This window comes from Pseudomonas sp. BS-2016 (assembly GCF_001806145.1).
GTDB classification, from domain to species: domain Bacteria; phylum Pseudomonadota; class Gammaproteobacteria; order Pseudomonadales; family Pseudomonadaceae; genus Aquipseudomonas; species Aquipseudomonas lundensis.
The window spans coordinates 382,492-404,938 of the sequence record NZ_MLCT01000019.1 but is presented as its reverse complement, the minus strand read 5'-3'; the positions used below and the strand labels follow the sequence as shown (position 1 = coordinate 404,938).

Genomic DNA, 22,447 nt, shown 5'->3' with positions numbered 1-22,447 from the left:
CTATCCTTCCCTTGCCAAACTTCGGTAACCGACTTGCGGGGTCACGGTAAGACCCGGCTGATTCGTTTTCATGGGATCAACCCGCATGCCCTGTGGCGCATTGTCGAAGCGAACCACCATTGCGCCTTCCAGACTGGTGCGGTTATTGGCTGCCGTCTGCTGCACCAGAGACCCACGCTGAGCCACCAACTCACCCGAAGGCGGGGTCGGCTTGTGCTGCTGTAGAAGACTGCCCGGCTTGGGCATTTCACGCTGCTCAGGCATCGCCACCAACGCGCCCGGACGCGGCACAGTGGGGGCCTCAGCCTCGGGCAACAGGTCGCCCGGCCTGACTGGCCGCACCGCCTGAGTACGGTTCAGCAACTGGCCCGGATTCAGTAGGGGCTCAACCTCGGATTGACGCAACAGATTGCCCGGCACAGGCAAGGACTCAGCGCCCGTTACGCGTAACGGCTTGCCGGGTGCGGGCAGTGGCGGCGGTTGCGAACTCACCAGTTGCAAAGTCGGGGCACGTATTAAACCGCCGGGTACGACTGGATCATTAGCCGGCGGCCGTAGCAGATCAGCCGAGCGCGTAGCCCCTTGCAGAATGTTTTGATTGCGCTGCGCCTGGGCGGCATCCGCCCGCAGGAACTCCCCAGTGCCGCCACCCTCTCCGGCGTTGGCCAGCTTCTGGCGTTCCGTCCAGCCGTCCACCGTCGTTTTTGCCGACTCAAGGAATCCGGGGCCATCCGACCCAATCCCGAAGAGCTTCATCATGGGCTCAAGGATCGGCTTGAGCTTGTTCCACATGGACTGGAAGAAACCGCTGATGGGCTCCCAGTTGTTAACGATCATCCCCAGCGGCGTCCAGTCGAAGATGCTGGCCATAAAGTCCATGAACGGTACAGACAGCGCTTTAGTCAGCTCCCACATGGAGCCAAAAAACGCTGTCAGCGGTTGCCAGTTCTCGATGATCATCCCGATCGGCGTCCACGAAAACGCCGTTTTCAACCACCCCCACACCGCCATCGCCGGTTTCTCGATGCGCTTCCAGATCGCCTCAAAGTACGGCGCGACCGTTGACCAGTTGCCAATGAGCAAACCCGCCGCCAACGCAATACCGCGCACGATCAACCCTACCGGGCTCATACCCACGACAGCGTTCATCAGACCCAGCGCAGCCGTTGTACCAGCCGTGGCCACCCGCAACACACCAAAGCCGACAGCCGCACCCAACAGCCCTTTAATCAACCACGGGTTGGCATCTGCCAGCGTTGAAACCTTGCTGATGATTGGCCCCACCGTGGCCATGAAGTCGTTGAACGGCGGCAGCAACACAGTGCCTACCGTGATGGCCAAGGCCGTCATGCGGTTTTGCAATAATTGCAGGGCGTTTTCAGTGGTCTCTGATCGGGCCTTGTATTCACCCTCCATCGAGCCCGCGTATTTTGTCTTGTCCCCCACGGCCTTGAAGTTCTTTTGCAGCACGTCAAGGTTGGTCAGCAAGGGGGCAATAGCCCCTACCGATTCCTTACCGAACAGATTGGTCAGCACAGCGGCCTGCTTGGCCTTATCGACCTTGGCCACCGACTGGAGCACCTTGTTAATGGTGCCCTCGGAGTCCGTCTGCATGCCCCGTGCGATTTCGTTGGCATCAAGCCGCAAGGCCTTGAACGCCATCTGCTGCGACTTGGTGGCGGCGCTGCCGGCGGTCAGGGTCAGGGCGAAGTTCTTCATGCCCGTAGCCGCGACATCCTGAGCAATACCCACACCGGCCAGCGCCGAACCCATTGCCGCCAGTTGCCCGGCATTCAAACCGGCGATTTCACCCAGCGGGCCAATGGCCGTCACGATGTTAGAAATTTGCGCGGTACTCGCCGCGCCGGTATTGCCCAAATAGTTGATCTTGTCAGCCAGGGTAACGACTTCTTCCTGATTGAGTTTGAACGCCGTGCGCCACTTGGCCATCATCGAGCCGGACTGTTCTGCCGTCTGATCAAAAGCAATGCCCATTTTTACGGCATCTTGGGCGAACTGGCTCAAATCCTCCCGCGCAATACCCGATTGGCCACCCGCCGCCACAATCTGTGCAATGCCGTTTGCCGCCATTGGCAGTTGCTCTGACAGGTTGAGCACGTCCTTGCTCATCTGCTTGAACTGATCGGGGGAGTCGAAGTTAACCACCTTCTTGACGTCCGCCATGGCGCTCTCAAAGCGCATGGCCTCCTTGGCCCCAAGCACAAAGGGCAGCGCCAGTGCGCCGCCCTGCAAGGCTTCCATAAAGCCGATCTTGCCAAGGCCTGATTCGGTTAGCTGCCGGCGCAAGTTGTTGGCGTTACGACGAATCCCCCCGAGCACTGGCGACAGCCGGTCAACACCGGTAATAAGCGCCTTGAGCTGAAACCTGTCAGACATTATTGCTCCCCACTAACGCCGAGATTCGCCAAGCGTGTTCCTCACTTTCAAGGATCACGTCCAGCGGCTGGTTCTTCATTGCTTCTGGGTCGGTCTTCCAGAACCACGCAAGGTCGTAGACCAGTGCAATCAGGTCGTCGGGACTGGCGAAGCGGGATTGAGGAAAAAACCAACGATCATCCAAGCCAGTGTGTTCAGGTCGGACAAATCCAATTCGTTTACCGACCCGGCCGGGATCGCAGCGCAAACAGCCAAATACTTGGCAGCGACTTCAAGATCAGCCACCGGGTGACCGGTTTCCCCCAAGGTGTAGGGCAACAGCTTGATAGCGCGGGCCTCTTGAGTGGTTGGCCGACGAATACTCAGTTCTGTGACTTCTTCACCATGCGCCTTGATGGGGCGGCTCAATTTAAAGTTCGTCTTTTCCATTACTGCCAATCCCCTGATACGCCTTCGAATTTGAGCGAGACCTTGCCGTCATCGCCGGTCACTTTGATTTCATCCACTGCATAAGCGCCGCTCAACACGTAGCTACTGCCGTCCTTGAATTCGGCGGTAATGGTCATGTTCTGAGACTCGGCAATTTTCTGGTGCGGGAAGCCCGGTGTTTTCAGGGCATCAACGCTGATGAAGGGGGCCAGGTCTTCCTCTTTGAAGTAACCCGGCATGATGGTTTCACGCTTGACCTTCGACAGCGGGCATTCCACGCCGCCAGTGATAACGATCTGCTCACCGTCAATCTTGATGTAGCACGTGCCCGCAACTTTCTGACCCATAAGGGGTGCTCCAATGAAAAAGCCCGCACAGGGCGGGCTTGGGTGTTTCTTATGGCTTTACGCCGCTTCGGGGTACTGCAACCGGAACTGATACAACAGCGCAAAAACGCGGAGCTGGTTGACCAGATCTGGCGGGAACAGCACGTTCAACCGGTTGGGGTTAGCCGGATCGCGCTCTACGATCAAGTTGGCCTTGAACATTTCCATGTTTTCAACAATGCCAGCCCGCTCAAGCTCGCCATACGCGGCAATCAACTCCCCACGAATCACCACAGGGGTGACAATGCGCTGGCCGGGGCCAAAGTTGGTCCCGTCATTGGCTAGCTTGTGGCGGCCATACTTGCTGGTAATACGGCTACGCAACACACGCAGCACGTGCGCCGACTGATGCAACGTTTCGCTGTCCAGATACGAGTCGTCGGGCTGGTCGTACGCGTTGCGCTGGTAGGTCGTTACAGCGCGCTGAATGCGCAGCGCACCGCCCGAATAGTTCGCCGTGGCCGTGCCATACCCCAGCAACGACTGGAACTCTGTCAGCGTGAAACGCTCACTGACCGGCGCCGGGTCAATGCCGCCCAGCTCCCCCGTTTGAGTGGGACAGGCCGGGTCAGCGCTGATGAATACCGCCGTGCGGGCCACCAGTTGCGCGGCCACTTCCCACACCGGCTGTGGCACCCCTTTTTCAATGCCCAAAATGGTCATGTGCGGGTCATTGCGAAGCCGGCCGGCAGCGACATGCTCGCCCAACGTGCCACGGCGAACGCTGTAGACATGGCCATAAATCTGCTTGGCCCATGACCAGCGCCCGGCGCTGTCATCCATGGTTTCTTTCCACGCGTCCAGCGTTTGTGCATCGGTCCAAGGCTGGCAAATGAACTCAAATTCTTCATCCCCCAACGCTGCCAACGCCGCCGCCATGTCGGGCGTACCGGCGCCGCCTGACATTGGCGTGACCACCACTGTCAGACCGGCCGGGGTAATTTCGCCATTGACCCGGCCCAAGCGGTTCATCACCACCTGAATGTCATTGGCCTGCACGCCCTTGAATTTGGACGTGAGCGTCACAACGCCCTCAACCGCCGCCGCCTTCACAGGCAGCTCAATGGCGTCATTGATCTTGTTGGCCAAGGTGGCCGCAACCGCCGAGGCCGGCGACAGATTTGGCACCATCGCCTGTACGCGCTGCCCCGCCACGTAAAGGTTCAACAGTCCTGCTTCGCTGGTTGTGCCTGTCAGGGTGATGGTGGCCGTTGCAGATACGCCCTCAGCCACTTTGAGTGGCAAACACCAGACCTCGCCCGCCGGATCAATGGCGCGCAGTTGCTTGTGCATGGCCGCGATCATCGACCCGTCGCCACCGATGGCGCGTGCTTCAGTCGTGCGCGACACAATCGACAACTTGCCGATTTCATCGCCCTCCGCGTCATCGTTGACCTGACCCACCAGCAGCCGGCGCAGTGTTGACAGCCCGCTGTTGGCCATTGAGTTGTCCACCTCTGCATAAAACAGCGGGACACGTAGATCACCTGGAATAGCGCTGAACCCTACACTCATGTTGCTTTACCTACTTTGGCGGGCTTGGACTCAACGGCATCACCATCATTGATACGGCGCTGCCAATAAGCGTTATGCGGCACTTGCGCGCCAGTTTCGGGCAGCAGTTCGCCGCCCTTCTCAGGGTCGGGAACATCCCGGCCCTGAGCGGGTTTCAAATAAATGCGCTTCACTTTTGTAAATCCTCTCGGGCTTGAAACTCGATACGGCCGTCAGGGCCTGTAGGGGATAGGTTCTTGTCGAATATCGGGTCGATAAAATCCATATTGATATTCATGCCTTCCAGCGGCGGCAAACCGTCCAGCTCGTATTCGTGCCACGTTTCAGCCGGATCACTTTCGCGGTTACGGCCAAGCTGAAAAGCGGTCACAAACGAGAAGCGGTAAACCGCCTTGTCCCGGCTGTTGAGCAACATTTCCCGGCCCACGTATTCCACCGGGTCGTATTCCGGCTCGGGCTTGAACCCCACCAAAGCGCGGCATAGCTCCTTGCGCACCGCGTCCACCTGATCACCCACCGCAAGACCGCGCTCGTCCCCAGCGCGCTGCGGAAAGACCACGCACACGTCAAATTCCTCGGTCACGTCCTGCAAAATCACGTTTTGCGCCTCAGAAGGATCAGCGCGCTCGTCGGTCAGCACCACGTAAGCCGCAAGGCCTGACAGCTTTGAACTTTTCTCGATGCTTTCCCAGTCAATGCCACCCGTAACGGCGTTGGTAAAGCCGGGGCAATGCGCACGCAAGTGCATCACCAAAGGCGTCACTTTCATAAATCACCCGTAACAAAAAGCCCGCACTGGGCGGGCTTAGCCGTTATGTAGGCTCTTGGCGAATGCGTCCTGCAAAATGCTGACAATCCTGTCATTGCTCTTTTGCAGGGCGTCTTCCATGAAGTTCTCGCGGGGCGCGATTCGCCACCCTCGCCCGTTGTCAGCTTGACGGCGGTGGCCTTTGGTTCGCTTGGCGCCGTTTCTAACACCGTAGTGCAGGTAGGCCGGGTAATACTCTTTCATGGCAGCGGTTTTGTTCGGCATGATCCGCACCATAAAACCCGACCTGCTGACTTTGGGTGTAATCGACTTGGTAAGCCGGCCAGTCCTGTGGCCCGGATAACCATCAGGCCCCGAACGCTTGGCTTTGCCGGTGAGTTTGCGGGCTTCTTTCTGAACCAGTCGCCCCACCTTGGCAAAGCCCTTGCGGATTTCCGAACGGTTGAAGTTGGCCCGTTGAAAATCGTCGAACGCACCAAAGTGCATGTAGGCCGCAACATGAGGTTGGGTCATAGTTCTTCTACCTCCAGCACCGTAAACCTGCGCTTACCGTTGAGATGCGAACTGCGCCGAACCCGGTAAACCGTGGCGCCCTCGCCTTCACCTACCACCGCCTCCCAATCGTTGGTAATGCCGTTACGGTAACGAATGGTGATGCGGTGAGTCATGATGCTGTCAGCCTGAACACTGCCCGAATACAACGCGCTGCCCACCGGCTCGACCTTGGCCCACGTTCGTTTTTGAACTGGAAAGCTCGACTCCAGGTCGGCATCGAATTCATTGGGTTGGTCGTCACGGTGACGCAGCGTCACCCGCGTATCCAGCTCACCTATGGCCGGCTCATTCATAAGCTGAACCAACGGTAAGGGCCAATCAACGCATCCACGGCCAACGGCAGCACCTTCATGCCGGTGGCCTCACTGGCGGCCTCTCGATGCTCGTACCAATGGGCAACCAGCAGCAGCATGGCCAAGCGCCAATCATCATCCAGTAGCAGAGCGTTTTCGGGCGCATCATCTGGCAACGCATCACCCGCAATCAGCAATCGCCCGGTCTTGTTCTGCACCAAATTCCACGCCGCACGCCCGTAAGCCTGCAAGAGCGTGTCTTCGTCGGTGCTGTCGTCATCGAGGCGCAGATGCGCCTTGATCATGGAAAGTTCCAGCATCAGCGCACAGGGGCCACTTGCGCGGCCCCGCTCCTTATCAGGCTGCGACTTCGGCGCCTTTGCCTGCCAACGCCTTGATCGCGGCCGTGTCCTGCAGGACGATGCCGAAACGCAGGAACGCAAGAAAGCCCACTTGGCCATACTCGGCGTAACGCTCAACCAAGCGTTTCAGCGTCAAGCTGCGCACGGCGCGCAAGATCAGCTCGTTAAAGTCGCCGGCAAACATAAACTTCTTGCCAGCAGCAATATCAGCAATTGCCTGATCAATGACGTATTGCTGTTTAAGAATGGTCGCCGGACGGTCGCTATCAATGCCCGGCAGCCAGAGAGGACGGTTATTGCCATCGACCATTTCTTCAAGGGCCTGACAGGTTTTGTCGTTGAAGGCCAAGCGGAATTTCGGAGCCGCACGATAGGCCGGGTCGACCGAGTGAATCAGGCTGTTCACTTCCTGCCAGGTGAACTTGGTTGCATTGGCTGTAACGCTGCCCACGCTTACCGAGGCTTCCAGTCCCTTAGGCTGGGCCGGCGCATCTGCCGCCTCGGCTGCGCCAGTGCCCTGCACGATCAGGCGGTTACGAGTGCGTCCACAACGCTTGCTGATGCGGCCAGCCAGAAAGGCTTCCATATCAATACCGGAATCCTGCAACAGCTGTTCAGAGACACGAATAATCTTTGAGCTGATTGTGTACGAACCCAAAGTGCCCATACCAAACTCGACATCTTTTTCGTTGGCTTGCTTGTTTTCCCCAATCAGCTCGCCTTCTTCTTCACCGCCATTGCTCACCGCCCAGGCAATGGGTGCACCATTGTCGGTATTGAGTAGCTGACAGACAGCCGCAATACCGCCATAGGTGTTCAGCGATTCAATTACCCGCGCCTGCAACGTGGTGGGGACAGTAAAGCCACCCGCTTCATTAGGGTTGGTAGCCTGAGCACGCATAGCAAATACAGCTGAACGTTGTTCAGCCGTCAGCGGCTCCGTGCCGCGACGCAAGAATGCATCGAAAGCGCTTCGTTGTTCAGCGTCGGCACCCGTCAGTTCTGGTTGAGGCTGGGCGCCATGGTTGCCGCTACGAGCGCGCTCTTCGACAAAGGACTGATCATTCTCACGCAATTCTTCCTCGCGCTCGATCTTCTCCTTCAACGCTTTGAGGTCGACTTTCATCGCCTCCCACTTGGCACGCACTTCGCCGGTCCATGCTTCATCACCCGTGCTTTCATGCAGGCTACGCATTTCGGCAGATTTTTGGGCGTACAGCTCTTTAAGTTGTTGCAGTGTCATAGATCCCCCAAGGGCTTAAAGGTCGTTCAAATCCAGCAGGCGCTCTCGGGCTTCACGCTCAAACAAAGCGCGACCCTCAAGGCCTTCGGTGTTCGCCTGCTTCCAGGCATTCAAGGAGCGCTGGGCAGCGCTTGAATCGGGATAGGCGGGAAAGGACACTGGGCCCACGTCGCGCAGTTCGGCGATCTTGTAAATCGTCCGCACCACCACGCCGTCTTCTTCGTGCCACGTGTCACCCCCCGGAGCAACACGCATGGCGAAGCTGCTACCGCTCATGTCACCGCGCTTAAGCGGCTCGACAACCAGGTCGCGAATGGTCTGCGTGTTAGGGGTGTCGATCTCGTAAGCCAGGCCACGTTGGTCTACCGAGAGCCGCAACGTGCCGCTGACTGTGCGACCCAACAGATAGTTAGGATCATGGTTGAACAGCCCGCGCACGTCCTGTGTAAGGACCTCATCGAATGCACCCGGTGCAATCAGCTCTACAAAGAAGCCCCCCAGCAGATCACTACGCTGATTGAAAACAGCGCCGTATCCGGCAATGCGCGGCGACGCGTTCTGATCGCCGCCCTCTTGCGTCGGGACAGCGCGAAGCTCGCAGTGCTGCGCAGGCAGCATGCGTTTTTCAAAATCACTCATTGGGTTATTCCTTTGGTGTTACAGGTAACGGCAAGCCGTCTACGCCAAGCAACTGCGTGTTGACGTTGAGCAACATCGAGTCGAGTCCGACAAGCGGGTTCAGGTCCTCCAATACACGCACTTCATTGCGGGCCATCCACCCGTCTTGGATGGCAATTCGGTAGAACTCTGCACGCTCTTTTGGGGTGCCGCGCAACAAGCCTGCAAGGTTGAACTTGACGTAGTAGCCCGCCAACCTCTCAGCGCGGGTGAACACTCGGCGGTTTAACTCTTCCTCCCAGTTCTTGACCCACGGCATGATCGAGTGCCGCACAAACTGGATGGCTTGTTCGCTGATGTTGGAAAATGTCGCCTTTTCGAGGTCGTTGATCATGTGAGAAGGCACGTTAAACATGCTGGCAATCTCACTTCGGGTCAGCTTGCGCGTCTCCAAAAACTGCGCATCCTCGGGCGCAATGGTCAGCGCCTTATAATCCAGATCCGCGGGCAATAGCAGGGTCTTGTTATCCGATTGTTTGAGTCTGACTACAGCGTTATTCCAGGCCTTTTTAAGCCGCTCCCAAGCGTCATTGGAAAGTTTTCCATCCTTGAGCGATACCAGCCCTGTAGGTCTCCCGCCCCCCTCAAAAAACTCTTTTCCATAACGCACCGCCGCCAAACCAAGCCCAATGGTTTCAGCATTCTGTCGAATGGGACTGGTCCCCATTCTGCGGCCCGAACCGATAGCCCGAAGATGAATCATGTCCTCGGGAGAAACAGCCAGCGGGTAGCCATCCTCATCCTGAGTTGAATAGATCCAGCGCTGCCCATTTTTGACCAGATCAGTCACTTGGGGCTCGCACATTTCCAGCGTCTGTAACTCTCCCTTACGGCTGCGCACAATCCGCGTGAAACCATTGCCCCAGCCCAAGGTGTGGGCCTGCTTGGTCTCACGCCAACGGTACGAGGTCTGCCACTGGTTCGGTTCGTCATGCAGTAAGAAGTGCGCTGGGTGGTCAGTCGCTGGCACGATCCGACCGTCTACCTTGCGCAGTACGCTGAGCGGCAACTGAGCCATGGTGCTCGACAGCACATAGATGCAGGCATACACCGCCGTAAGCTTCTGTGCAGTAGCAGGGCTTACCGCAATACCGTTACCCCCACCCAGTAACTCTGCGAGCGCTTCACTGCTTAATGAGGTATTCGGACTCTCCAAACTGCTGCGCTGCTCGTACAGCGCGCCCAGAATCATGTCTGAACCAACTTAATGGCAGCACCCAGCAGCAGCGCACCACCGACGATCATTGCAATACCGGGGCCGAACTCTATGTGCAGACCGGCAACAAACAGGCAAAAGCCTGCCGTCCCGACTAGTTCAGGAAGCATCTTTTTCATAGGTCTATCCGACTAAGAGGTCATCATCCTCAAGGGTATCGAGCACAGAATGTGCTGCACCATCCGCCAACAGAGCGCGACTCATGGCCATCAGAATGGCGACCATGCCGTCTATCTTTTTAGCGCTACTTTCCTTGGTCGGGGTAATGCAGCCTTTGTATTCATGGGCCACTACGTTGCTGGCCATCCAGGCCAAAACAGGATCACCGTTATGGCGGACTCGACCAGAAACCAACGCAGCCTCTAGCTCACGCATGGCAAGGTTCATGGTCTGGATACCGCCGCCGACCTCAACAACCTCGGCGCCGTCTTTCATCAACTGGTGCGCGAGCTGGGTAGCACGCCACTTGTCATAAGCGATTTCTTCGACCTGATGATCACTGCCAATGTCTTTGGCGTCTTCGCGGATCACATCAAAATCAAGTTCCTCACCATCTGTCGTTATCAAGTGCCCTTCATTCACCCAGCGCTCATAAGCATCTTGATTAGGGCCATCCCCCTGGACCGCGCCTTCAGGCAGATAGTGACGATTGAAGAAAGACCATAGATCACGCCCCTCCTCATCCTTTTCACGGAACACAATGGCAATGTCCGCAATGTCACACTTGCTTGCGAGGTCGACGCCGAGATAGCAGCGTTTACCGCGCATATCATCAAGGGTCAAATTGCCATCACCGGCTCGCTCCCAATCCAACTGGTTAAGCCATGCCATTTTCGCGTTTACCCATAAGTTGCAATGTTTAGTTTTAAATGCGTTTTGCCGTGACGGGTAACGCGTGGCATCAGCTAAGCTGCGCTGCAAGTTCTCGGGAAAAATGGACACCCCATAGTTAGGGTTTGCCTTCTTCAAAACCTGTAACTCTCGCCAATCATCTTCCTCATCAAGTGTGTAAATCAGCCCGAACAACTCGTCATTTGCCACGCTGTTTTCCAGCATCGCACATATCTGTTTACGCTTTTCGTAACAGGGGCCGGCGATATTGGAGCCCGCTGTAGTGATGGTAAAAATCAATGGTTGCTCGCGTGCCCCCATGCCGGTCAGCATGGTTTCGTAGAGCGCATCACTTTCATGTTCGTGGTATTCATCCACCAGCGAGCAACTGGGCGAAGATCCATCGCCGGGGTCGCCAATAATCGGTTCCAGGCGGCTACCGTCTTCTGGTATGGCCAAACTACGCGCATTAATTTCGACGCCGGCCGCTTCCACCAAATAAGGCGTTTTAAGCATCATCAAGCGCGCAGGCCGGAACACTTCCCATGCTTGTTTTTCCGTAGTCGCGCCGCAGTACACCTCGGCGCCAAATTCGCCATCGGCACAGAGCATGTAGAGAGCGAGGCCTGCCGCAATAACGCTTTTGCCGTTTTTGCGTGGAATCTCGCAATACACCTCGCGGAAACGGCGTAGACCATTTTTCTTACTGACCCACCCGAACACACAGCAGAAAATGAAAAGCTGCCACGGCTCCAACTTCAGTAGGCGCCGCTCTCGCGCCCACTTGCCTTTGGTATGAGGCAGCAACTGCACGAAGGCGCAGACCCTTTCAGCGGCGGCCTTATTGAATTTCCATTTGTAACTTTTGCTCTTGCTGGCCTCCAGGTCGTCGAGGTGACGCTTGCAGGCCAAACGTACCCACTTACAAGCATCAATTTTTCCGGCCACTACATCGCGGGCGTACCTGTTCGCCGCGTTAACGCTCACATTGGCCATTGTTCTATTCCCTCACTTGCCTCCGATGATCGCGGAAAAGGCATTGGATTTTTTGGACTTGGGCACGACCAGTCGCGCCCGGCTTGCAGGGTCAAGCCCCAAGGCTGCCCCGTAGCTGGTCATTTGACGCATGGCCTCATTGGCCACTGTGCAGGCTGGGTTCTTTACCCGCCCCATCGCCGTTTTGATAGTGATGCCGTTGTGCATGACGTCCTTTTCCGCTTCGCGCCAACGGCTGTAAGCCAGACAAAATCCTTCAAGTACATGCAGGTCGGTCAAGGTCAGAACCTTGGCGTCAATCAGCTCGGGAGCCAACTTGTCCCACATGACACCGGCGTAATCACTCATCCAGTCAGGCGCCGGCGGTGCAATCAGCAGCGTTGAAAAGTCCGGCTCGGCGTTGTTGAGTTTTCGCTTTCCGGGATTTCCGGCTGCCCGCTTTTGGGCGGTCGGCTTGGGTTTCCGGCCTCCCCCTGGGGCACGCGTTGCCATGAAAAACATCCGTCTTGGTTAGTGGGCTGCCTCGCTGGCCGGGCGTACCCTGATTTTTTTATTTCGCGGTCGCGTGAAAAGGGCTGGGCGAGCGGTGGAGACAAGGGAGGGCTGTAGAGATTTACCCCACCCCCCCCTCTAACAGAACACTTTTCTAGAAATTCCAGCATTTTTCGATGAAATTCACGGCCTTGAGGCTCGTCTAGCCGCAGCCGACTCGGCTTGTGTTTTTCTCTTGTGACAGTCCACGTTTATGGCAGCGAGATTGTCAGAATCATCACTTCCACCGAGGTGTTTTGGCGTTACGTGGTCAACTTCTGATGCTGGAAGACGCCGACCTTTGCAGTCAGCGCACTGACACAGGTAACGATCACGCTTGAGTACTGCTGCCCTTTTCTTGCGCCATTCCCAGTCATACCCGCGCTGCTCAGCAGTCCCACGATCCGGGTTAGACCAGCCTGTCGCAAGGTGCGAATGGTCGTCGCAATAGCCGTGCTTACTCTGCGTCTTTCCCGGACACAGCGGTTGCCGGCACGCGCGCTTGGCCTTTGGCGGCATTGCTTTGGGCCTCCTGCTTGAAAATGCAGTCTATTAATCTGATCTGCGTGGCAGCTTGAAGTCAGCGAAGCGATCAGCAAAATCAGCGATCTTCTTCACACCCAAGAAGCCAATCCAAATGCCTGCGGGTGTAGCTAGACTGGACGGCAGGCCGAAGTACTCCAGAACCGCAATCAGGCTGGTGGTGAGCAACATACAGATGGTTGCTTCAAGCATCGCCTGTCGCCGCGTGCCACCGCCGTAGATGATGCGGGCGACAGCCATTGCAGCTGACGCTAAGGCCGCGTAAATAGTTGGCGAGTGCTGACTCAGCCACGCGAGCGCTATCACCCAGGTGTCTGGCTTATCAGGCATATGAGGCATCCGGTGTCCTCCCCTGCGGGGAGTGAAATAAGTTCGGCCCTGACAGCACTCCCGACTTAGAGCTACGGGTGTGGCAGGGCCGAAAACGAAAAAGCCCCGGCAAATGCCAGGGCTCAGAAACAAAAAAGCCCAGCGCTGGGCTGGGCTTTTCAAATCAAATAAGTTTTACGCAGACTGATAGGCAGCTACAACGCGACGAACCTTACCTGCATCCTTAGCAGCTTTATAAGCAACCAATGCGGCGTTCAAACGCTCTACTTTGCTTGCTTTAACGGTGTCTTTCGCTTCAGAAGATCGCATATCCGGATCCCTCGAGTACTTGATGAACGTTGTAGCCTAATTGGGCTTCATACTTTTTCAGTAGGCGACCGTAGTATGAACCAAGCTTGGGCCTGTCTTCAAGAGCTACTGCCACAAATCCACGTACATTTCGGGTTCGCCTCAATAACCAATGCGATTGCAGAAGCCCATTGCCTACACCCATGGCCTGCTTATAGCTCAACGGCCCTAGGTCTGGCCAGCTACTTGGTGTTGTGTAGTCGGGGGCACCAGCATCGAAGTCACGACGCAAAGCGAACTTTATCTCATAGCAGTCCTTGGGAAAACTACGACCCAGCTCTCTCTCTACCCTGTCCTGCTGTGCAAACAAGCCAGCGGACAACGGCAGATACCACACGCCATACTCGAATTTATCTACGTAGAAAGTATGCAGAATGGCTAGCTCTCCTTCATTGATCAACAAAGGAACCTCTTCGTATTCTTCCAGCAAGCGTACTTCAGCCACCCATTCGCCTCTTCTATCCATATGGAGGCGATACGCCCAAGAATACAAAGCCCCGCTCAATAGCAGGGCTTTTACTAGTCGATCCTCATAACGCGCAAAACCGACATGATGGGGTGAATTTACGGCGAGTCGGCGAGCCAGTCAAGCGGCATCAATAAAGATTTCTTCCACGTCGAATATCTCGGTGGCATGGATAATCGCCCCTTCCTCAAGAGCCTCTAAGCGCTTACCAATGCCAGCCCTCCAGTCACGTCGCGTGCGCTCTGGTGAAGCTTCAGGATCCCAAGTGTTCATGTCATAGAACTCGGCAGGCAGCACGATCATGTCTGTGGAGCGTTTGCCAGATTGAACGCCCTTTAGCTTAGGAATGGCCCAGGCTGTCACAGCTTTGTAGATGAATAGCTGCGGTGCTGGTGAGGCAATCCGGCTGATTAACCGCCCTATTGCCGCGACCTTGTTGGCCTTGTGCGTCGAGAACTTCGCCACCAGAACATCCCAATGCGCCGGGGCCAACTCGCGGTGTAACAAGGCATACAGGCAGCAGTCATAGTCGAATTTATCACGCACCGAGATACCAGCGCCTTGCCCGCCTGAACGCAGTTCTGCATCAATGAGTTTCTGCCAGCTCTGCTTGGTTGAGTTGTCGATGTTGTCTGCCGCAAGCACACGTACCAGCGTGCCCATTACGTCTTTATAAAGCCCCATCACTTAGCCTCCATCAGCCGCTGGTGTAACTCATAAACGTTGTCGCCATCGTGACAATGCGAGGTGTGCGGAACTCGATAAATCTCACCATTGCGCATCTGAACTTCCAAGGTCGGGGCATGGTTCACGGTGTAGATGAACATAGCGCTGACCTCCGCTGGGTTTACTGCGAGCCGAGTGCGCTGGATGAGCTGAATCAGCATTTTTAATCCTCGCCTATGGTTGATTTCTGAATGGTGCTGCATGCCACGCCGTTAGCGGCCTCCAGCGCCTTACCGGATTCTTTGAATCTAACGCCTGTCTGCCCGTGGATCAGGTTCAAACCCTTCTGATCTAGATGCGCATGCCACTTCTCCAGCGCGTCACGTTTGCGGCCCATCACGTCAGACTGGATGTACACCTGCACGTTGCGGCCCATGGCATGGTTGATCAGCAGTTCACCAATCAAGTGATCAATGCCAAGGTCAGCCCATGCGGTACGAGCTACTTTGCGCAGGTCGTGGCTGGTCCACTCGCCCTTGCCCAACCGGGTGAACACGGCACTGGCCTGCCCTTCACTCAACGCCTTACCACTGCGCGCCGGAAACAGGTACTGGCCGTCATAGCCGCGGGCGGTTTGATTTTCTCGGTACTGGATCAACAGACTGCGGACTTGCTCAGTCAGGGGCAGGTGATGCTCAACACCGGTCTTGGTGTGCTCAGCCGGAATGAACCACTCGCCCTCTGCCAGACTGATATGCGACCAGCGCGCTTGCCGGGTCTCACCAATGCGCGTGCCGTGGCACAGCATCATCAGGGCCAGCATGGCATCAGCCGGTTCGCTACCCATCACCCGCCCCAACTCACCAAGCAAGTCCTGCAACTGCACGCCGCGCAACCGAGACGGCTTGATGCTCACCTTGGCCTTGGAGAAGTCCTTGAACTTGATGCCCGCCATCGGGTTGGACGTGATCAGGCCCAGCGCCAATGCCTGCCGGAACGCCAAGGCCAGCAACTGGAACGCCAGACGCACGTAATCGATTGAGAGGGTTTCTTGCAGCGGCCACATCAGCAACTTGTCGAGTTCAGCCTTGCTGACCTCCACCAACGGCAGATCCCCCAAACGCGGCAGTAGATGACACTTCATGGCCGAGGCGCCGGTGTTCTTGCGCTTGGCCGACAGATTGCGGTCACGGGCCATACGATCGGCATACCAGGTGAGCAGTTCGCCCGTGGTCGCCCACTGCGAAATAGCCGAGCCAGCATCGGCTGAAACCCGCAGGCGTACAGAGGGCAATGCGGCCAGCACCTGCTTGGCGCTCAAATCAGGGAACGCGCCGATACGGTGCCAACGGCGTTTGTTGACCAAGTACCAGGAGCCGCGCGTGCGGTTCTTGCCAAACCGAAAATGCAGCGCAGGATGGCCGGCGTCCCGCAGGTCTCGCACATGCTCAAGCTTGGCATTGCGCCCAATCTCCGCGTCGGACAGCTTCACGGTCAGTGTTTGAATTTTGGTGTTCACAGGGCACCTTCCGGTTGAGGCTGTCGGTCGACAACCTCGTAAGTGTTGGGCCACATCAAGCGGCCAAAGGTATGGGCCACGCGCTCATGCTCAAACAAGGCCACGGCGCGGTCAGGGCCAGCACTCAAATCCAGCTTGTGAGCGCAGCAGTGAACGGCCCAGCGATAAGCACTCGGTTCCACCGGGGCCAGATTGGGGTTAGGCATGTGCAGCACCTCCAGAACGCATTGCACGCAATGCCGCCAACGCGTTGTTTCCAACCTCGGGTGCACTGCGCTCGATACTGCGCGGCGGCAAGGCCAGCGGCATTTTCTGCAACGGCAGACCTGCCAGCACACGGCGCACCGTGATCGTGTAATTGCGCTCAAACAGTTTGATGCTCAGGTCATGAGCAAGACGGTTGAGATTTTCAAACCCGCACTCCTTGGCCGTATGCCACACCGCGTCATGGGACCATTGTGCTTGTCCTGCCATCGACGGGTGCGCGTTGCGGCAAGCCTCGCGGTGAGCAGCGACCAGCTTCGGCAGTCCCAGCATTTCCGCCGTTGGCGTGCACCAATCGATAAATACTCCCACGTTGGGCACAAAGTCCTTGGCAGCCTGACGCGCTCGCATCAGTCCAAACCGCAGTTGCTCAGTGCTGCAAATACCCGCTTCGAGGAACCCCTGCATCCACTGCTGCTTTGCGGCTTTGTAGGTCGCCATGTCCGGCCACGCTTGCTTCCAGGCGGGAAAGATCGAGCGCAGTTCGCGGAAAAGACCGTTGATGACCTTGGCCGTCGCTTCGGACACTCCCACTGCGGGTCGGGCGTTTTCGCTTTCACCGGCAGCAATGAATTGGCCGGTTTGTACCTTGGCCCACAGGCCGGTGGCGATCACTGAAACTTGATTCATTGCGCAAACTCCTGATTGATCCAATCGGTGTCATCGTCGTCATAGGCCTCTTCGCTACGAGGCCTGCTGGGGAATTGCCGGACGTTGCTCGCTCGGGTCTTGTCGTCCCTTGCCCACCTGACCATCAGAGATACCCACTTGGCTTGAGTATTCAGGCTGCCCTCGGTTTCGTGGTGGGCCGTGAACGCAGCGATGGAGTCCTTGGTAAGCAAGTCAGCGGATACGCCAAAGTGAACGCAGTAGGTTTTCAGGAGATTGGCGTCAGGCTCCCAGTCCAGGGTCATTTCCACTGGAGCTTTTGGGTCGACAGGTTGTGGGGTTGATTCAGGACTGGGCTGAACCAAGGCAATTTTTGCCTCAGTTGGATTTTCCCCAACAGCTGAGGATTTCTCGGGGGTTGGTTTTTGCTCTGGCCCCGCTGGCTTAGTTTCTTCGTTCGCGCTGAGAGGGTGGTGTTGATCTTCTTCAGGAATCAGTGAATCAGTAAATCCGGAATCAGGAATCAGGGCGTTACCTAACGGTGCCGTAACAGGCTCTAACGGTGCGGTAACGGTATTGCTCCGTTCCTTAACGTGAATCTTGCGGTCTGAGCCCTTAACAGCGAGTTTGCCGTTCCGTTCGTAAACGGTTAGATAACCGTTAATGTCTGGTAGGTCGCTGTCTTTTTCGGTGGCGTGTGGGCTCTGATGCTTGGTGAAGTTGACGACCTCAATAATCAAATGGCCCTCATAGGAGTAACGCGAAATGAAGCCAGCGGCCGCGAGATTGTTTAGCCCTGCGTCAATGTCGTAGTTATCACAGGGAAATAACTCCATTTTGATTCGTTTAACCCGATCCTCAAGACGCCCTTCACGATCCGCCAGACACCACAGTCCAATGAACAGCAGGCGATCAAATGCAGGAAGGTCGACAAGAACTTCGTTGGTGAACAGTCCAGGTTTGATATTTCGTGCGCGGGCCATTACAAGGCCTCCTGTGCGGTGGTCGATGTAATAACGCGTGGCGCTGATGCCGTTCGTGACATCAAGTGGGTGGTATTGCCTGATGGCTCAATGATGCTCATAATGACACTCGCTAATTGTTGTAAAGCTGTGAAAAAGTCCGCCCGTCTACGGCGGCTTTTTTTTGCCTGCGATTCAGGCGTTATAGGTGTCCGGCGCATCTGTGGTAGCTTTTTGATTCCACTCGAAAAGGCCTTGGAGGCCGGACATGTCAGAAGATTTAGCGGTAAACCCGATAACCGAATGGGAAGTACAAACGGTTCCGGCAATGAGCTCGCTGCTGCTCAAATTCAAATTCATTTCGACACCTTTCCAACGACCAGATGAGGCGCAAGGGACTCCTCTTCTGGCGGTGACGGTTGAGCAAGCGAAAGAGCTGATCGAGGTATTGAAAAGAGGCGTGGCGAAAGTGGAAAGCGAAGCCCCGGCATCACCACCTGGGCAGCGGCATTAACCGAGAAAACACCCGAGACTTCAGGCTGAGCAAATTTTCTAAATTCAATTGAAAGGATCATCTGGTCAGCCTTTTGTCCGTTGCTTGGGAGGCCGGTCTAGCCACCGGCTTTTTTTTGCCTTGGATTTGGGTACTGGATGGATTAACAGCTAATCCGACTCACTACCTGCGATAGCCTCTAGGCCCGATACTTACTGAAAGGTCAGACGCAGTGGATAGACAGGCTTGGCCGAAGCTCGCATGCCTTAACTTCGCCACATGTAATCGCCTCAGCGCGAAGCGCAACCTCTGCCGAGCAGCCATGAACGCCACGAACCCAGCCGCTAACAGAGCCTTGCTTTACGTTCAGGGCGGAAGCTGTCGCAGCCTGAGACCCGAAGTGAGCCACAAGTTTTTCAAAAGGGTTTTTCATTACTTCTCCGCCCAAATAAAGGGATTCCTTTATGCTAATTCAAAGGAATACCTTTTTGCAACTTTAAAGGTTGGCCTATAAATTGTCTGACATGGAACTTAAAGACAGATTGAAATTGGCGCGCAAAAACGCCTCTCTCACGCAAGCCGAATTGGCACAGCGTGTAGGGATAAAACAGGCCTCTATCTCTGAGATTGAGCGTGGGCTGACGCGGTCTAGTGGATACCTAATCAAAATCGCCAAAGTTTGCGGTGTCGACCCGATTTGGTTATCAGAGGGCGCAGGAAGTATCGACAGCTCCACTACTTCACTCAAAGCCATGCCTAGCAATATCGAGTCAAACGCCGAGCTTCTTGGAGACTTGGTGACATGGGAGACCGAAGACCCTCTTGATGACGATGATTGCGAGGTTCCTTATTACGCAGAGGTAGAGTTTGCAGGCGGCAACGGAATGACCGAGGTGATTGAGGTGGCGTCGCGCAAACTGCGCTTCAGTAATTCCACCCTTAGAGCGGCAGGCGTTGAGTGTCAAAATGCTGCGTGTGCTCGAATCAAAGGCAAGAGCATGGAGAGACTGATCCTGGATGGAGCTGCTATTGGATTTGACCGAGCATGCACATCGATAATTGACGGAGAAATTTACGCCTTTAACCAAGATGGCATGCTGCGCGTTAAGTATCTATATCGACTTCCGGGCGGAGTAATTCGGATTCGGAGTGAAAACTTTGAAGAATATCCTGACGAGATGATTTCTCTCGACCAGTATCACCAGGACGTAAGAATGCTTGGACGCGTCTTCTGGTGGTCAACAGTCAGGCGAGCGCCAAGACGCTGACATAATGCGCTACACAGAACCCGGCCTTCACCGGGTTTTTTTTCGGCCATAACTTGTCTCCCTCCCTGAGGTTTCACGAAATCCGTCTGTAAATTCCAACTCCCACAAAAAAATAAAGGCATACCTGTTGACTTCAAATAAAGGCAAACCTATATTTACCCCGTCACCGGCCAACACCGGCAACACGGCAGAGATGCCAGGGGCAACCCGAACGCTCTTTACACAACCTGACGTGACCCCGCGACGTACCGGCAAGCCCGGTGGTGAGAAAGCTAAACCGTCGCCCATGCAGCCTCTGGAAGCTGCCGCTCTCTCCACATGAGAGGACGCCAAACTATGCAGCCAGCCGGCAGATCATCGAGCACGAAATGTGTGATGCCGGACAGGAGGGGAAACCGCGGCGCCGCGCATGGTGCGGAACAAACACATAGGAGAAATACGAAATGAAGTAAGCAGGCCAGCCGGAAGTCGGACCGGCAACCCACGACGAACTGCCCTACCCAGCAGGCCAAGGAGCTGCAGTTGTCAGTCGTGTAGCGAATACATAACCCGATGACCACGGAGCTAAAGCCGAAATAGGCACCGTGAACAGGGAAGCTCAAGGCCGAACAAGCCTCCAGCGCGAAGCCATCGGCGGCGCAGCGTTACCAGACATTGCTGATGCCGCAAACCCAAGTCGACGCCAGTAGCGGACTTGGGCGCTTCACGGGCACTTTCACTGCTGCAGCTGGGCAACCGGGTGCATCGGGAAAACAACCGAGTACACATCATGGAATCGACAATCGTAGACGGCGCATGGAAAGGCCACCTCGGCCGTGGCCTTGCGCCGCGTGAGCTGCAATTTGTTCTGTCGGTCGCACAAGGGCTCACCGCCAAAGAGATCGCCCGGGTGTTCGGCATTGCGCCGGGCACCGTGGTTAAGCGACTGGCCAACGCCATGTTCAAGCTTGGCGTTCACCGCCAAGGCGCGCTGGTCGCCGAAGCCATGCGCCGCCAGATCATCACCCCGTTGTGCCTGCTGCTGGCTGGCCTGATCGCCATGCACACCGCCACAGATGACCAATTGGCCCGCCGCGACCGCCGCCCGACTGAGCGGCGATTCGCAGAAATGCGTCTGATACGCCGCGCAGAAGCTGTCGGGCTGATCGGCTAAACCGTATCAACCAGCGCCACGACAGCCTGTCGAAAACTGCCCGAGCGCCTGGTCCCCCATCACCAGGCCGCATCGGTCTGTACTCCGACTTTACAACCTGAATACAGACCGATGCGGAAGCCAACCCAGCAGACGCTGGACACCTGCATCACACCACTGCCGTGCTACCGCCCGCAGTGCACACCTGAACGGAGGATTTGCAGCCATGGGCAATTAACACGATTTACACGCTTCGCTCTTACATACGGCGGCGTTTGTAGAGCAGCTCACAGCCCGGTTTCGACCGGGTTTTTCAATCCTGTGGTTATTCGTCAGCACTCCCCTGCGCGCCCACCGGCATATATGCCAGGCCCCGAGTGCTGACGAATACCCGTAACCCTGTCGAGGATCGACCATGCACCCAACCTTCTCCCAGCGCCGCGCCATTCTCGAAGGGTTGCGCGAACGCACACGCCAAGCCACTGCCGACTTCTACCAGAAGCCAAACGTGATCGCCCCGCCGTTGGCTCCGCGTTTCATCGTCAAGCCGACGGGCAGCAACACCTTTGAAGTGATCGAGCGCGCCACGGGCAAGATCATCACGGAGCGCTTCGGCCACAACAATGCGACCGCTCATGCTCGCGAGTTGGAAGCCAAGAAAGATCAGTTCGATGTGAAACAGTTCGGCCGTTTCCTGCGGGACTGGGCACTGCGCATCAGCCTGACGCTGACGGTGTTCGCATTCTTCGGCAGCCACGTGTGAAACGTATAGCCCGCATCCAGCAACGCAAACGTCAAACATGGCTGGCACTGCCGGCCAGCGGAATTGAAGAGGTAGATCATGGCCAAAACGGCACAGGAGCGGTCGGCCAAGGCTGCCAAGAAGCGCGTGGAAAATGCCGAAGAAGAATTGAGGCTCAGGGTTCGCCCTGGCACCCGACAGGCACTGGCCGACCTGATGCAGTGGTCAGGCATTTCTGAGCAGGGCGAGGCAATGACGCTGATGATTCATCACCTGCATGGGTTGGGCCCGGGTCGTGCGCTTCCGCTTCTCGAACCACCGCGCCACAAAATCACGGTGTCACCGGCTGTGGCGCGGAAGCTGGAGCAATTCAGGGCTCGTGAGTCACTTCGGCTATGCTGCGATGGATAGCACTACTCACTCCAGTCACTCGATATCCAAATCAGACTGAATGCGGGCAGCTACTGATGGGGCCCAGTTCTGGCCCGTCAGTTGATACGTTGAGCGAGTCTTGCTTACGATGTGGATCGTGTAGCTATCTGATACTTTTGTTACTGGAGTAATGAACAGCCCTACTACTTCCCCCCATGTCGCCATCCCGGCAGGCGCTTCAGATTTAATCACACCGGCCGACTTGTCCATTTCGACTATTGCCAGGTTGGTGCTCATCGCTTTAACCGATGACTTCCAAACCTCTGCAAACGGCTTTTGGGTAACTTCCAGTGTAATACCCTTATCGGTTGACTCAAGCCCATCAATAGTCGAGCAAGCGGTAACCCCGCTAGCCAATATCGCTACACCTACAAATCGTAGCCAGCGCTTCATCACACAAAGATTCCTTCTTTTCAGCTAGGTTATCCGGCTAGGCGCACATCGCCTGCCTGTTCTAGCGATCCGTAATACC

Annotated in this window: 32 protein-coding genes; 5 read left to right on the top strand and 27 right to left on the bottom strand. The window is 56.3% G+C overall.

The features are described 5' to 3' along the window. From BKD70_RS12285 to BKD70_RS12185, 25 genes are all read right to left on the bottom strand, one after another. Positions 1-2,397, bottom strand: coding sequence for a phage tail tape measure protein (locus BKD70_RS12285; RefSeq protein ID WP_052892192.1), 2,397 nt, complete (start codon positions 2,395-2,397; stop codon positions 1-3). A 129-nt stretch (positions 2,398-2,526) separates the two neighbouring features. Beyond that, positions 2,527-2,826 carry a phage tail assembly protein gene (locus tag BKD70_RS12280; RefSeq protein WP_047276618.1) on the bottom strand — a complete coding sequence of 100 codons (300 nt, stop codon included), beginning with the start codon at positions 2,824-2,826 and terminating at the stop codon, positions 2,527-2,529. Further along, positions 2,826-3,173, bottom strand: coding sequence for a phage tail tube protein (locus tag BKD70_RS12275; RefSeq protein ID WP_047276620.1), 348 nt, complete (start codon positions 3,171-3,173; stop codon positions 2,826-2,828). Before BKD70_RS12275 ends, BKD70_RS12280 begins: the two co-directional genes overlap by 1 nt. 57 nt (positions 3,174-3,230) lie before the next feature. Further along, the gene (locus BKD70_RS12270) at positions 3,231-4,727 is read right to left on the bottom strand and encodes a phage tail sheath subtilisin-like domain-containing protein (protein ID WP_047276622.1); all 1,497 of its coding nucleotides are present in this window, start codon (positions 4,725-4,727) and stop codon (positions 3,231-3,233) included. Continuing rightward, positions 4,724-4,900: a DUF2635 domain-containing protein gene (locus BKD70_RS24240; RefSeq protein WP_205884296.1), complete on the bottom strand. Its 177-nt coding sequence runs from the start codon at positions 4,898-4,900 to the stop codon at positions 4,724-4,726. The genes BKD70_RS12270 and BKD70_RS24240 overlap by 4 nt, the downstream gene beginning before the upstream one ends. Next, entirely contained in the window at positions 4,897-5,496 is a 600-nt protein-coding gene (locus tag BKD70_RS12265) for a hypothetical protein (RefSeq protein ID WP_047276623.1), read from the bottom strand. Before BKD70_RS12265 ends, BKD70_RS24240 begins: the two co-directional genes overlap by 4 nt. 36 nt (positions 5,497-5,532) lie before the next feature. Then, a complete protein-coding gene (locus tag BKD70_RS12260) occupies positions 5,533-6,009 on the bottom strand; it encodes a hypothetical protein (protein ID WP_047276625.1) in 477 nt (158 codons plus the stop codon). Next, entirely contained in the window at positions 6,006-6,344 is a 339-nt protein-coding gene (locus BKD70_RS12255) for a phage head closure protein (protein WP_047276626.1), read from the bottom strand. Before BKD70_RS12255 ends, BKD70_RS12260 begins: the two co-directional genes overlap by 4 nt. Continuing rightward, a complete protein-coding gene (locus BKD70_RS12250; protein WP_047276628.1) occupies positions 6,341-6,664 on the bottom strand; it encodes a head-tail connector protein in 324 nt (107 codons plus the stop codon). The genes BKD70_RS12255 and BKD70_RS12250 overlap by 4 nt, the downstream gene beginning before the upstream one ends. A 37-nt stretch (positions 6,665-6,701) precedes the next feature. Then, entirely contained in the window at positions 6,702-7,949 is a 1,248-nt protein-coding gene (locus BKD70_RS12245) for a phage major capsid protein (RefSeq protein ID WP_047276630.1), read from the bottom strand. 15 nt (positions 7,950-7,964) lie between these two features. Next, positions 7,965-8,588, bottom strand: a complete 624-nt coding sequence (locus tag BKD70_RS12240) for an HK97 family phage prohead protease (protein WP_047276632.1) — start codon at positions 8,586-8,588, stop codon at positions 7,965-7,967. A gap of 4 nt (positions 8,589-8,592) precedes the next feature. Next, positions 8,593-9,819 (bottom strand): phage portal protein, encoded by a 1,227-nt coding sequence (locus BKD70_RS12235; protein WP_047276633.1) that lies wholly within the window; start codon positions 9,817-9,819, stop codon positions 8,593-8,595. Then, entirely contained in the window at positions 9,816-9,962 is a 147-nt protein-coding gene (locus BKD70_RS25035; RefSeq protein WP_170320301.1) for a hypothetical protein, read from the bottom strand. The genes BKD70_RS12235 and BKD70_RS25035 overlap by 4 nt, the downstream gene beginning before the upstream one ends. A gap of 4 nt (positions 9,963-9,966) precedes the next feature. Continuing rightward, the gene (locus BKD70_RS12230; RefSeq protein ID WP_047276635.1) at positions 9,967-11,670 is read right to left on the bottom strand and encodes a terminase large subunit; all 1,704 of its coding nucleotides are present in this window, start codon (positions 11,668-11,670) and stop codon (positions 9,967-9,969) included. A gap of 12 nt (positions 11,671-11,682) precedes the next feature. Further along, positions 11,683-12,171 carry a phage terminase small subunit P27 family gene (locus tag BKD70_RS12225; RefSeq protein ID WP_047276636.1) on the bottom strand — a complete coding sequence of 163 codons (489 nt, stop codon included), beginning with the start codon at positions 12,169-12,171 and terminating at the stop codon, positions 11,683-11,685. Between the two features lie 174 nt (positions 12,172-12,345). Beyond that, the gene (locus BKD70_RS25650) at positions 12,346-12,720 is read right to left on the bottom strand and encodes an HNH endonuclease (RefSeq protein ID WP_047276638.1); all 375 of its coding nucleotides are present in this window, start codon (positions 12,718-12,720) and stop codon (positions 12,346-12,348) included. 33 nt (positions 12,721-12,753) lie between these two features. Continuing rightward, on the bottom strand, positions 12,754-13,083 hold the full coding sequence (locus BKD70_RS12220; RefSeq protein WP_047276640.1) for a phage holin, lambda family: 330 nt from the start codon (positions 13,081-13,083) through the stop codon (positions 12,754-12,756). Positions 13,084-13,248: 165 nt separating this feature from the next. Beyond that, entirely contained in the window at positions 13,249-13,383 is a 135-nt protein-coding gene (locus tag BKD70_RS25365) for a hypothetical protein (RefSeq protein ID WP_256542637.1), read from the bottom strand. Then, complete coding sequence (locus BKD70_RS12215; protein ID WP_139047518.1) at positions 13,370-13,867, bottom strand: hypothetical protein; 498 nt, start codon at positions 13,865-13,867, stop codon at positions 13,370-13,372. The genes BKD70_RS25365 and BKD70_RS12215 overlap by 14 nt, the downstream gene beginning before the upstream one ends. 141 nt (positions 13,868-14,008) lie before the next feature. Then, positions 14,009-14,572 carry a hypothetical protein gene (locus tag BKD70_RS12210; RefSeq protein ID WP_047276644.1) on the bottom strand — a complete coding sequence of 188 codons (564 nt, stop codon included), beginning with the start codon at positions 14,570-14,572 and terminating at the stop codon, positions 14,009-14,011. Beyond that, entirely contained in the window at positions 14,572-14,775 is a 204-nt protein-coding gene (locus tag BKD70_RS12205) for a hypothetical protein (RefSeq protein ID WP_047276646.1), read from the bottom strand. Before BKD70_RS12205 ends, BKD70_RS12210 begins: the two co-directional genes overlap by 1 nt. Positions 14,776-14,777: 2 nt before the next feature. Beyond that, complete coding sequence (locus tag BKD70_RS12200) at positions 14,778-16,073, bottom strand: site-specific integrase (RefSeq protein WP_047276647.1); 1,296 nt, start codon at positions 16,071-16,073, stop codon at positions 14,778-14,780. Then, a complete protein-coding gene (locus tag BKD70_RS12195) occupies positions 16,070-16,279 on the bottom strand; it encodes a hypothetical protein (protein ID WP_047276649.1) in 210 nt (69 codons plus the stop codon). The genes BKD70_RS12200 and BKD70_RS12195 overlap by 4 nt, the downstream gene beginning before the upstream one ends. Then, positions 16,272-16,967 (bottom strand): replication protein P, encoded by a 696-nt coding sequence (locus BKD70_RS12190; RefSeq protein ID WP_047276651.1) that lies wholly within the window; start codon positions 16,965-16,967, stop codon positions 16,272-16,274. The genes BKD70_RS12195 and BKD70_RS12190 overlap by 8 nt, the downstream gene beginning before the upstream one ends. Continuing rightward, complete coding sequence (locus BKD70_RS12185; protein ID WP_047276653.1) at positions 16,964-17,929, bottom strand: DnaT-like ssDNA-binding domain-containing protein; 966 nt, start codon at positions 17,927-17,929, stop codon at positions 16,964-16,966. Before BKD70_RS12185 ends, BKD70_RS12190 begins: the two co-directional genes overlap by 4 nt. Positions 17,930-18,176: 247 nt before the next feature. Between BKD70_RS12185 and BKD70_RS12180 the strand changes: the two genes are divergently transcribed. Then, positions 18,177-18,422 (top strand): hypothetical protein, encoded by a 246-nt coding sequence (locus tag BKD70_RS12180; RefSeq protein ID WP_047276656.1) that lies wholly within the window; start codon positions 18,177-18,179, stop codon positions 18,420-18,422. Positions 18,423-18,624: 202 nt separating this feature from the next. Here BKD70_RS12180 and BKD70_RS24230 read toward each other — a convergent pair whose 3' ends face one another. Then, on the bottom strand, positions 18,625-18,834 hold the full coding sequence (locus BKD70_RS24230) for a YdaS family helix-turn-helix protein (RefSeq protein ID WP_080960363.1): 210 nt from the start codon (positions 18,832-18,834) through the stop codon (positions 18,625-18,627). A 91-nt stretch (positions 18,835-18,925) separates the two neighbouring features. Here BKD70_RS24230 and BKD70_RS12175 point away from each other — a divergent pair, with 91 nt between their 5' ends. The 4 genes from BKD70_RS12175 to BKD70_RS12160 all read left to right on the top strand — a co-directional run bounded on the left by BKD70_RS12175 (position 18,926) and on the right by BKD70_RS12160 (position 21,954). Then, positions 18,926-19,669, top strand: coding sequence for a helix-turn-helix transcriptional regulator (locus tag BKD70_RS12175; RefSeq protein WP_047277302.1), 744 nt, complete (start codon positions 18,926-18,928; stop codon positions 19,667-19,669). A gap of 769 nt (positions 19,670-20,438) precedes the next feature. Continuing rightward, the gene (locus BKD70_RS12170; RefSeq protein WP_047276658.1) at positions 20,439-20,822 is read left to right on the top strand and encodes a helix-turn-helix transcriptional regulator; all 384 of its coding nucleotides are present in this window, start codon (positions 20,439-20,441) and stop codon (positions 20,820-20,822) included. 394 nt (positions 20,823-21,216) lie between these two features. Continuing rightward, the gene (locus tag BKD70_RS12165; RefSeq protein ID WP_047276659.1) at positions 21,217-21,564 is read left to right on the top strand and encodes a hypothetical protein; all 348 of its coding nucleotides are present in this window, start codon (positions 21,217-21,219) and stop codon (positions 21,562-21,564) included. 78 nt (positions 21,565-21,642) lie between these two features. Continuing rightward, complete coding sequence (locus BKD70_RS12160; protein ID WP_047276660.1) at positions 21,643-21,954, top strand: hypothetical protein; 312 nt, start codon at positions 21,643-21,645, stop codon at positions 21,952-21,954. 15 nt (positions 21,955-21,969) lie between these two features. Here BKD70_RS12160 and BKD70_RS12155 read toward each other — a convergent pair whose 3' ends face one another. After that, positions 21,970-22,368 (bottom strand): hypothetical protein, encoded by a 399-nt coding sequence (locus tag BKD70_RS12155; RefSeq protein ID WP_047276662.1) that lies wholly within the window; start codon positions 22,366-22,368, stop codon positions 21,970-21,972. Positions 22,369-22,447 lie beyond the last annotated feature (79 nt).

What these genes read in the sequence shown, in the direction of transcription:
- BKD70_RS12285 (WP_052892192.1), bottom strand. Translation starts at nt 2,397, where the DNA reads ATGTCTGACAGGTTTCAGCTCAAGGCGCTTATTACCGGTGTTGACCGG.
- BKD70_RS12280 (WP_047276618.1), bottom strand. Translation starts at nt 2,826, where the DNA reads ATGGAAAAGACGAACTTTAAATTGAGCCGCCCCATCAAGGCGCATGGT.
- BKD70_RS12275 (WP_047276620.1), bottom strand. Translation starts at nt 3,173, where the DNA reads ATGGGTCAGAAAGTTGCGGGCACGTGCTACATCAAGATTGACGGTGAG.
- BKD70_RS12270 (WP_047276622.1), bottom strand. Translation starts at nt 4,727, where the DNA reads ATGAGTGTAGGGTTCAGCGCTATTCCAGGTGATCTACGTGTCCCGCTG.
- BKD70_RS12265 (WP_047276623.1), bottom strand. Translation starts at nt 5,496, where the DNA reads ATGAAAGTGACGCCTTTGGTGATGCACTTGCGTGCGCATTGCCCCGGC.
- BKD70_RS12260 (WP_047276625.1), bottom strand. Translation starts at nt 6,009, where the DNA reads ATGACCCAACCTCATGTTGCGGCCTACATGCACTTTGGTGCGTTCGAC.
- BKD70_RS12255 (WP_047276626.1), bottom strand. Translation starts at nt 6,344, where the DNA reads ATGAATGAGCCGGCCATAGGTGAGCTGGATACGCGGGTGACGCTGCGT.
- BKD70_RS12250 (WP_047276628.1), bottom strand. Translation starts at nt 6,664, where the DNA reads ATGCTGGAACTTTCCATGATCAAGGCGCATCTGCGCCTCGATGACGAC.
- BKD70_RS12245 (WP_047276630.1), bottom strand. Translation starts at nt 7,949, where the DNA reads ATGACACTGCAACAACTTAAAGAGCTGTACGCCCAAAAATCTGCCGAA.
- BKD70_RS12240 (WP_047276632.1), bottom strand. Translation starts at nt 8,588, where the DNA reads ATGAGTGATTTTGAAAAACGCATGCTGCCTGCGCAGCACTGCGAGCTT.
- BKD70_RS12235 (WP_047276633.1), bottom strand. Translation starts at nt 9,819, where the DNA reads ATGATTCTGGGCGCGCTGTACGAGCAGCGCAGCAGTTTGGAGAGTCCG.
- BKD70_RS25035 (WP_170320301.1), bottom strand. Translation starts at nt 9,962, where the DNA reads ATGAAAAAGATGCTTCCTGAACTAGTCGGGACGGCAGGCTTTTGCCTG.
- BKD70_RS12230 (WP_047276635.1), bottom strand. Translation starts at nt 11,670, where the DNA reads ATGGCCAATGTGAGCGTTAACGCGGCGAACAGGTACGCCCGCGATGTA.
- BKD70_RS12225 (WP_047276636.1), bottom strand. Translation starts at nt 12,171, where the DNA reads ATGTTTTTCATGGCAACGCGTGCCCCAGGGGGAGGCCGGAAACCCAAG.
- BKD70_RS25650 (WP_047276638.1), bottom strand. Translation starts at nt 12,720, where the DNA reads ATGCCGCCAAAGGCCAAGCGCGCGTGCCGGCAACCGCTGTGTCCGGGA.
- BKD70_RS12220 (WP_047276640.1), bottom strand. Translation starts at nt 13,083, where the DNA reads ATGCCTCATATGCCTGATAAGCCAGACACCTGGGTGATAGCGCTCGCG.
- BKD70_RS25365 (WP_256542637.1), bottom strand. Translation starts at nt 13,383, where the DNA reads ATGCGATCTTCTGAAGCGAAAGACACCGTTAAAGCAAGCAAAGTAGAG.
- BKD70_RS12210 (WP_047276644.1), bottom strand. Translation starts at nt 14,572, where the DNA reads ATGGGGCTTTATAAAGACGTAATGGGCACGCTGGTACGTGTGCTTGCG.
- BKD70_RS12205 (WP_047276646.1), bottom strand. Translation starts at nt 14,775, where the DNA reads ATGCTGATTCAGCTCATCCAGCGCACTCGGCTCGCAGTAAACCCAGCG.
- BKD70_RS12195 (WP_047276649.1), bottom strand. Translation starts at nt 16,279, where the DNA reads ATGCCTAACCCCAATCTGGCCCCGGTGGAACCGAGTGCTTATCGCTGG.
- BKD70_RS12190 (WP_047276651.1), bottom strand. Translation starts at nt 16,967, where the DNA reads ATGAATCAAGTTTCAGTGATCGCCACCGGCCTGTGGGCCAAGGTACAA.
- BKD70_RS12185 (WP_047276653.1), bottom strand. Translation starts at nt 17,929, where the DNA reads ATGGCCCGCGCACGAAATATCAAACCTGGACTGTTCACCAACGAAGTT.
- BKD70_RS12180 (WP_047276656.1), top strand. Translation starts at nt 18,177, where the DNA reads ATGTCAGAAGATTTAGCGGTAAACCCGATAACCGAATGGGAAGTACAA.
- BKD70_RS24230 (WP_080960363.1), bottom strand. Translation starts at nt 18,834, where the DNA reads ATGAAAAACCCTTTTGAAAAACTTGTGGCTCACTTCGGGTCTCAGGCT.
- BKD70_RS12175 (WP_047277302.1), top strand. Translation starts at nt 18,926, where the DNA reads ATGGAACTTAAAGACAGATTGAAATTGGCGCGCAAAAACGCCTCTCTC.
- BKD70_RS12170 (WP_047276658.1), top strand. Translation starts at nt 20,439, where the DNA reads ATGGAATCGACAATCGTAGACGGCGCATGGAAAGGCCACCTCGGCCGT.
- BKD70_RS12165 (WP_047276659.1), top strand. Translation starts at nt 21,217, where the DNA reads ATGCACCCAACCTTCTCCCAGCGCCGCGCCATTCTCGAAGGGTTGCGC.
- BKD70_RS12160 (WP_047276660.1), top strand. Translation starts at nt 21,643, where the DNA reads ATGGCCAAAACGGCACAGGAGCGGTCGGCCAAGGCTGCCAAGAAGCGC.
- BKD70_RS12155 (WP_047276662.1), bottom strand. Translation starts at nt 22,368, where the DNA reads ATGAAGCGCTGGCTACGATTTGTAGGTGTAGCGATATTGGCTAGCGGG.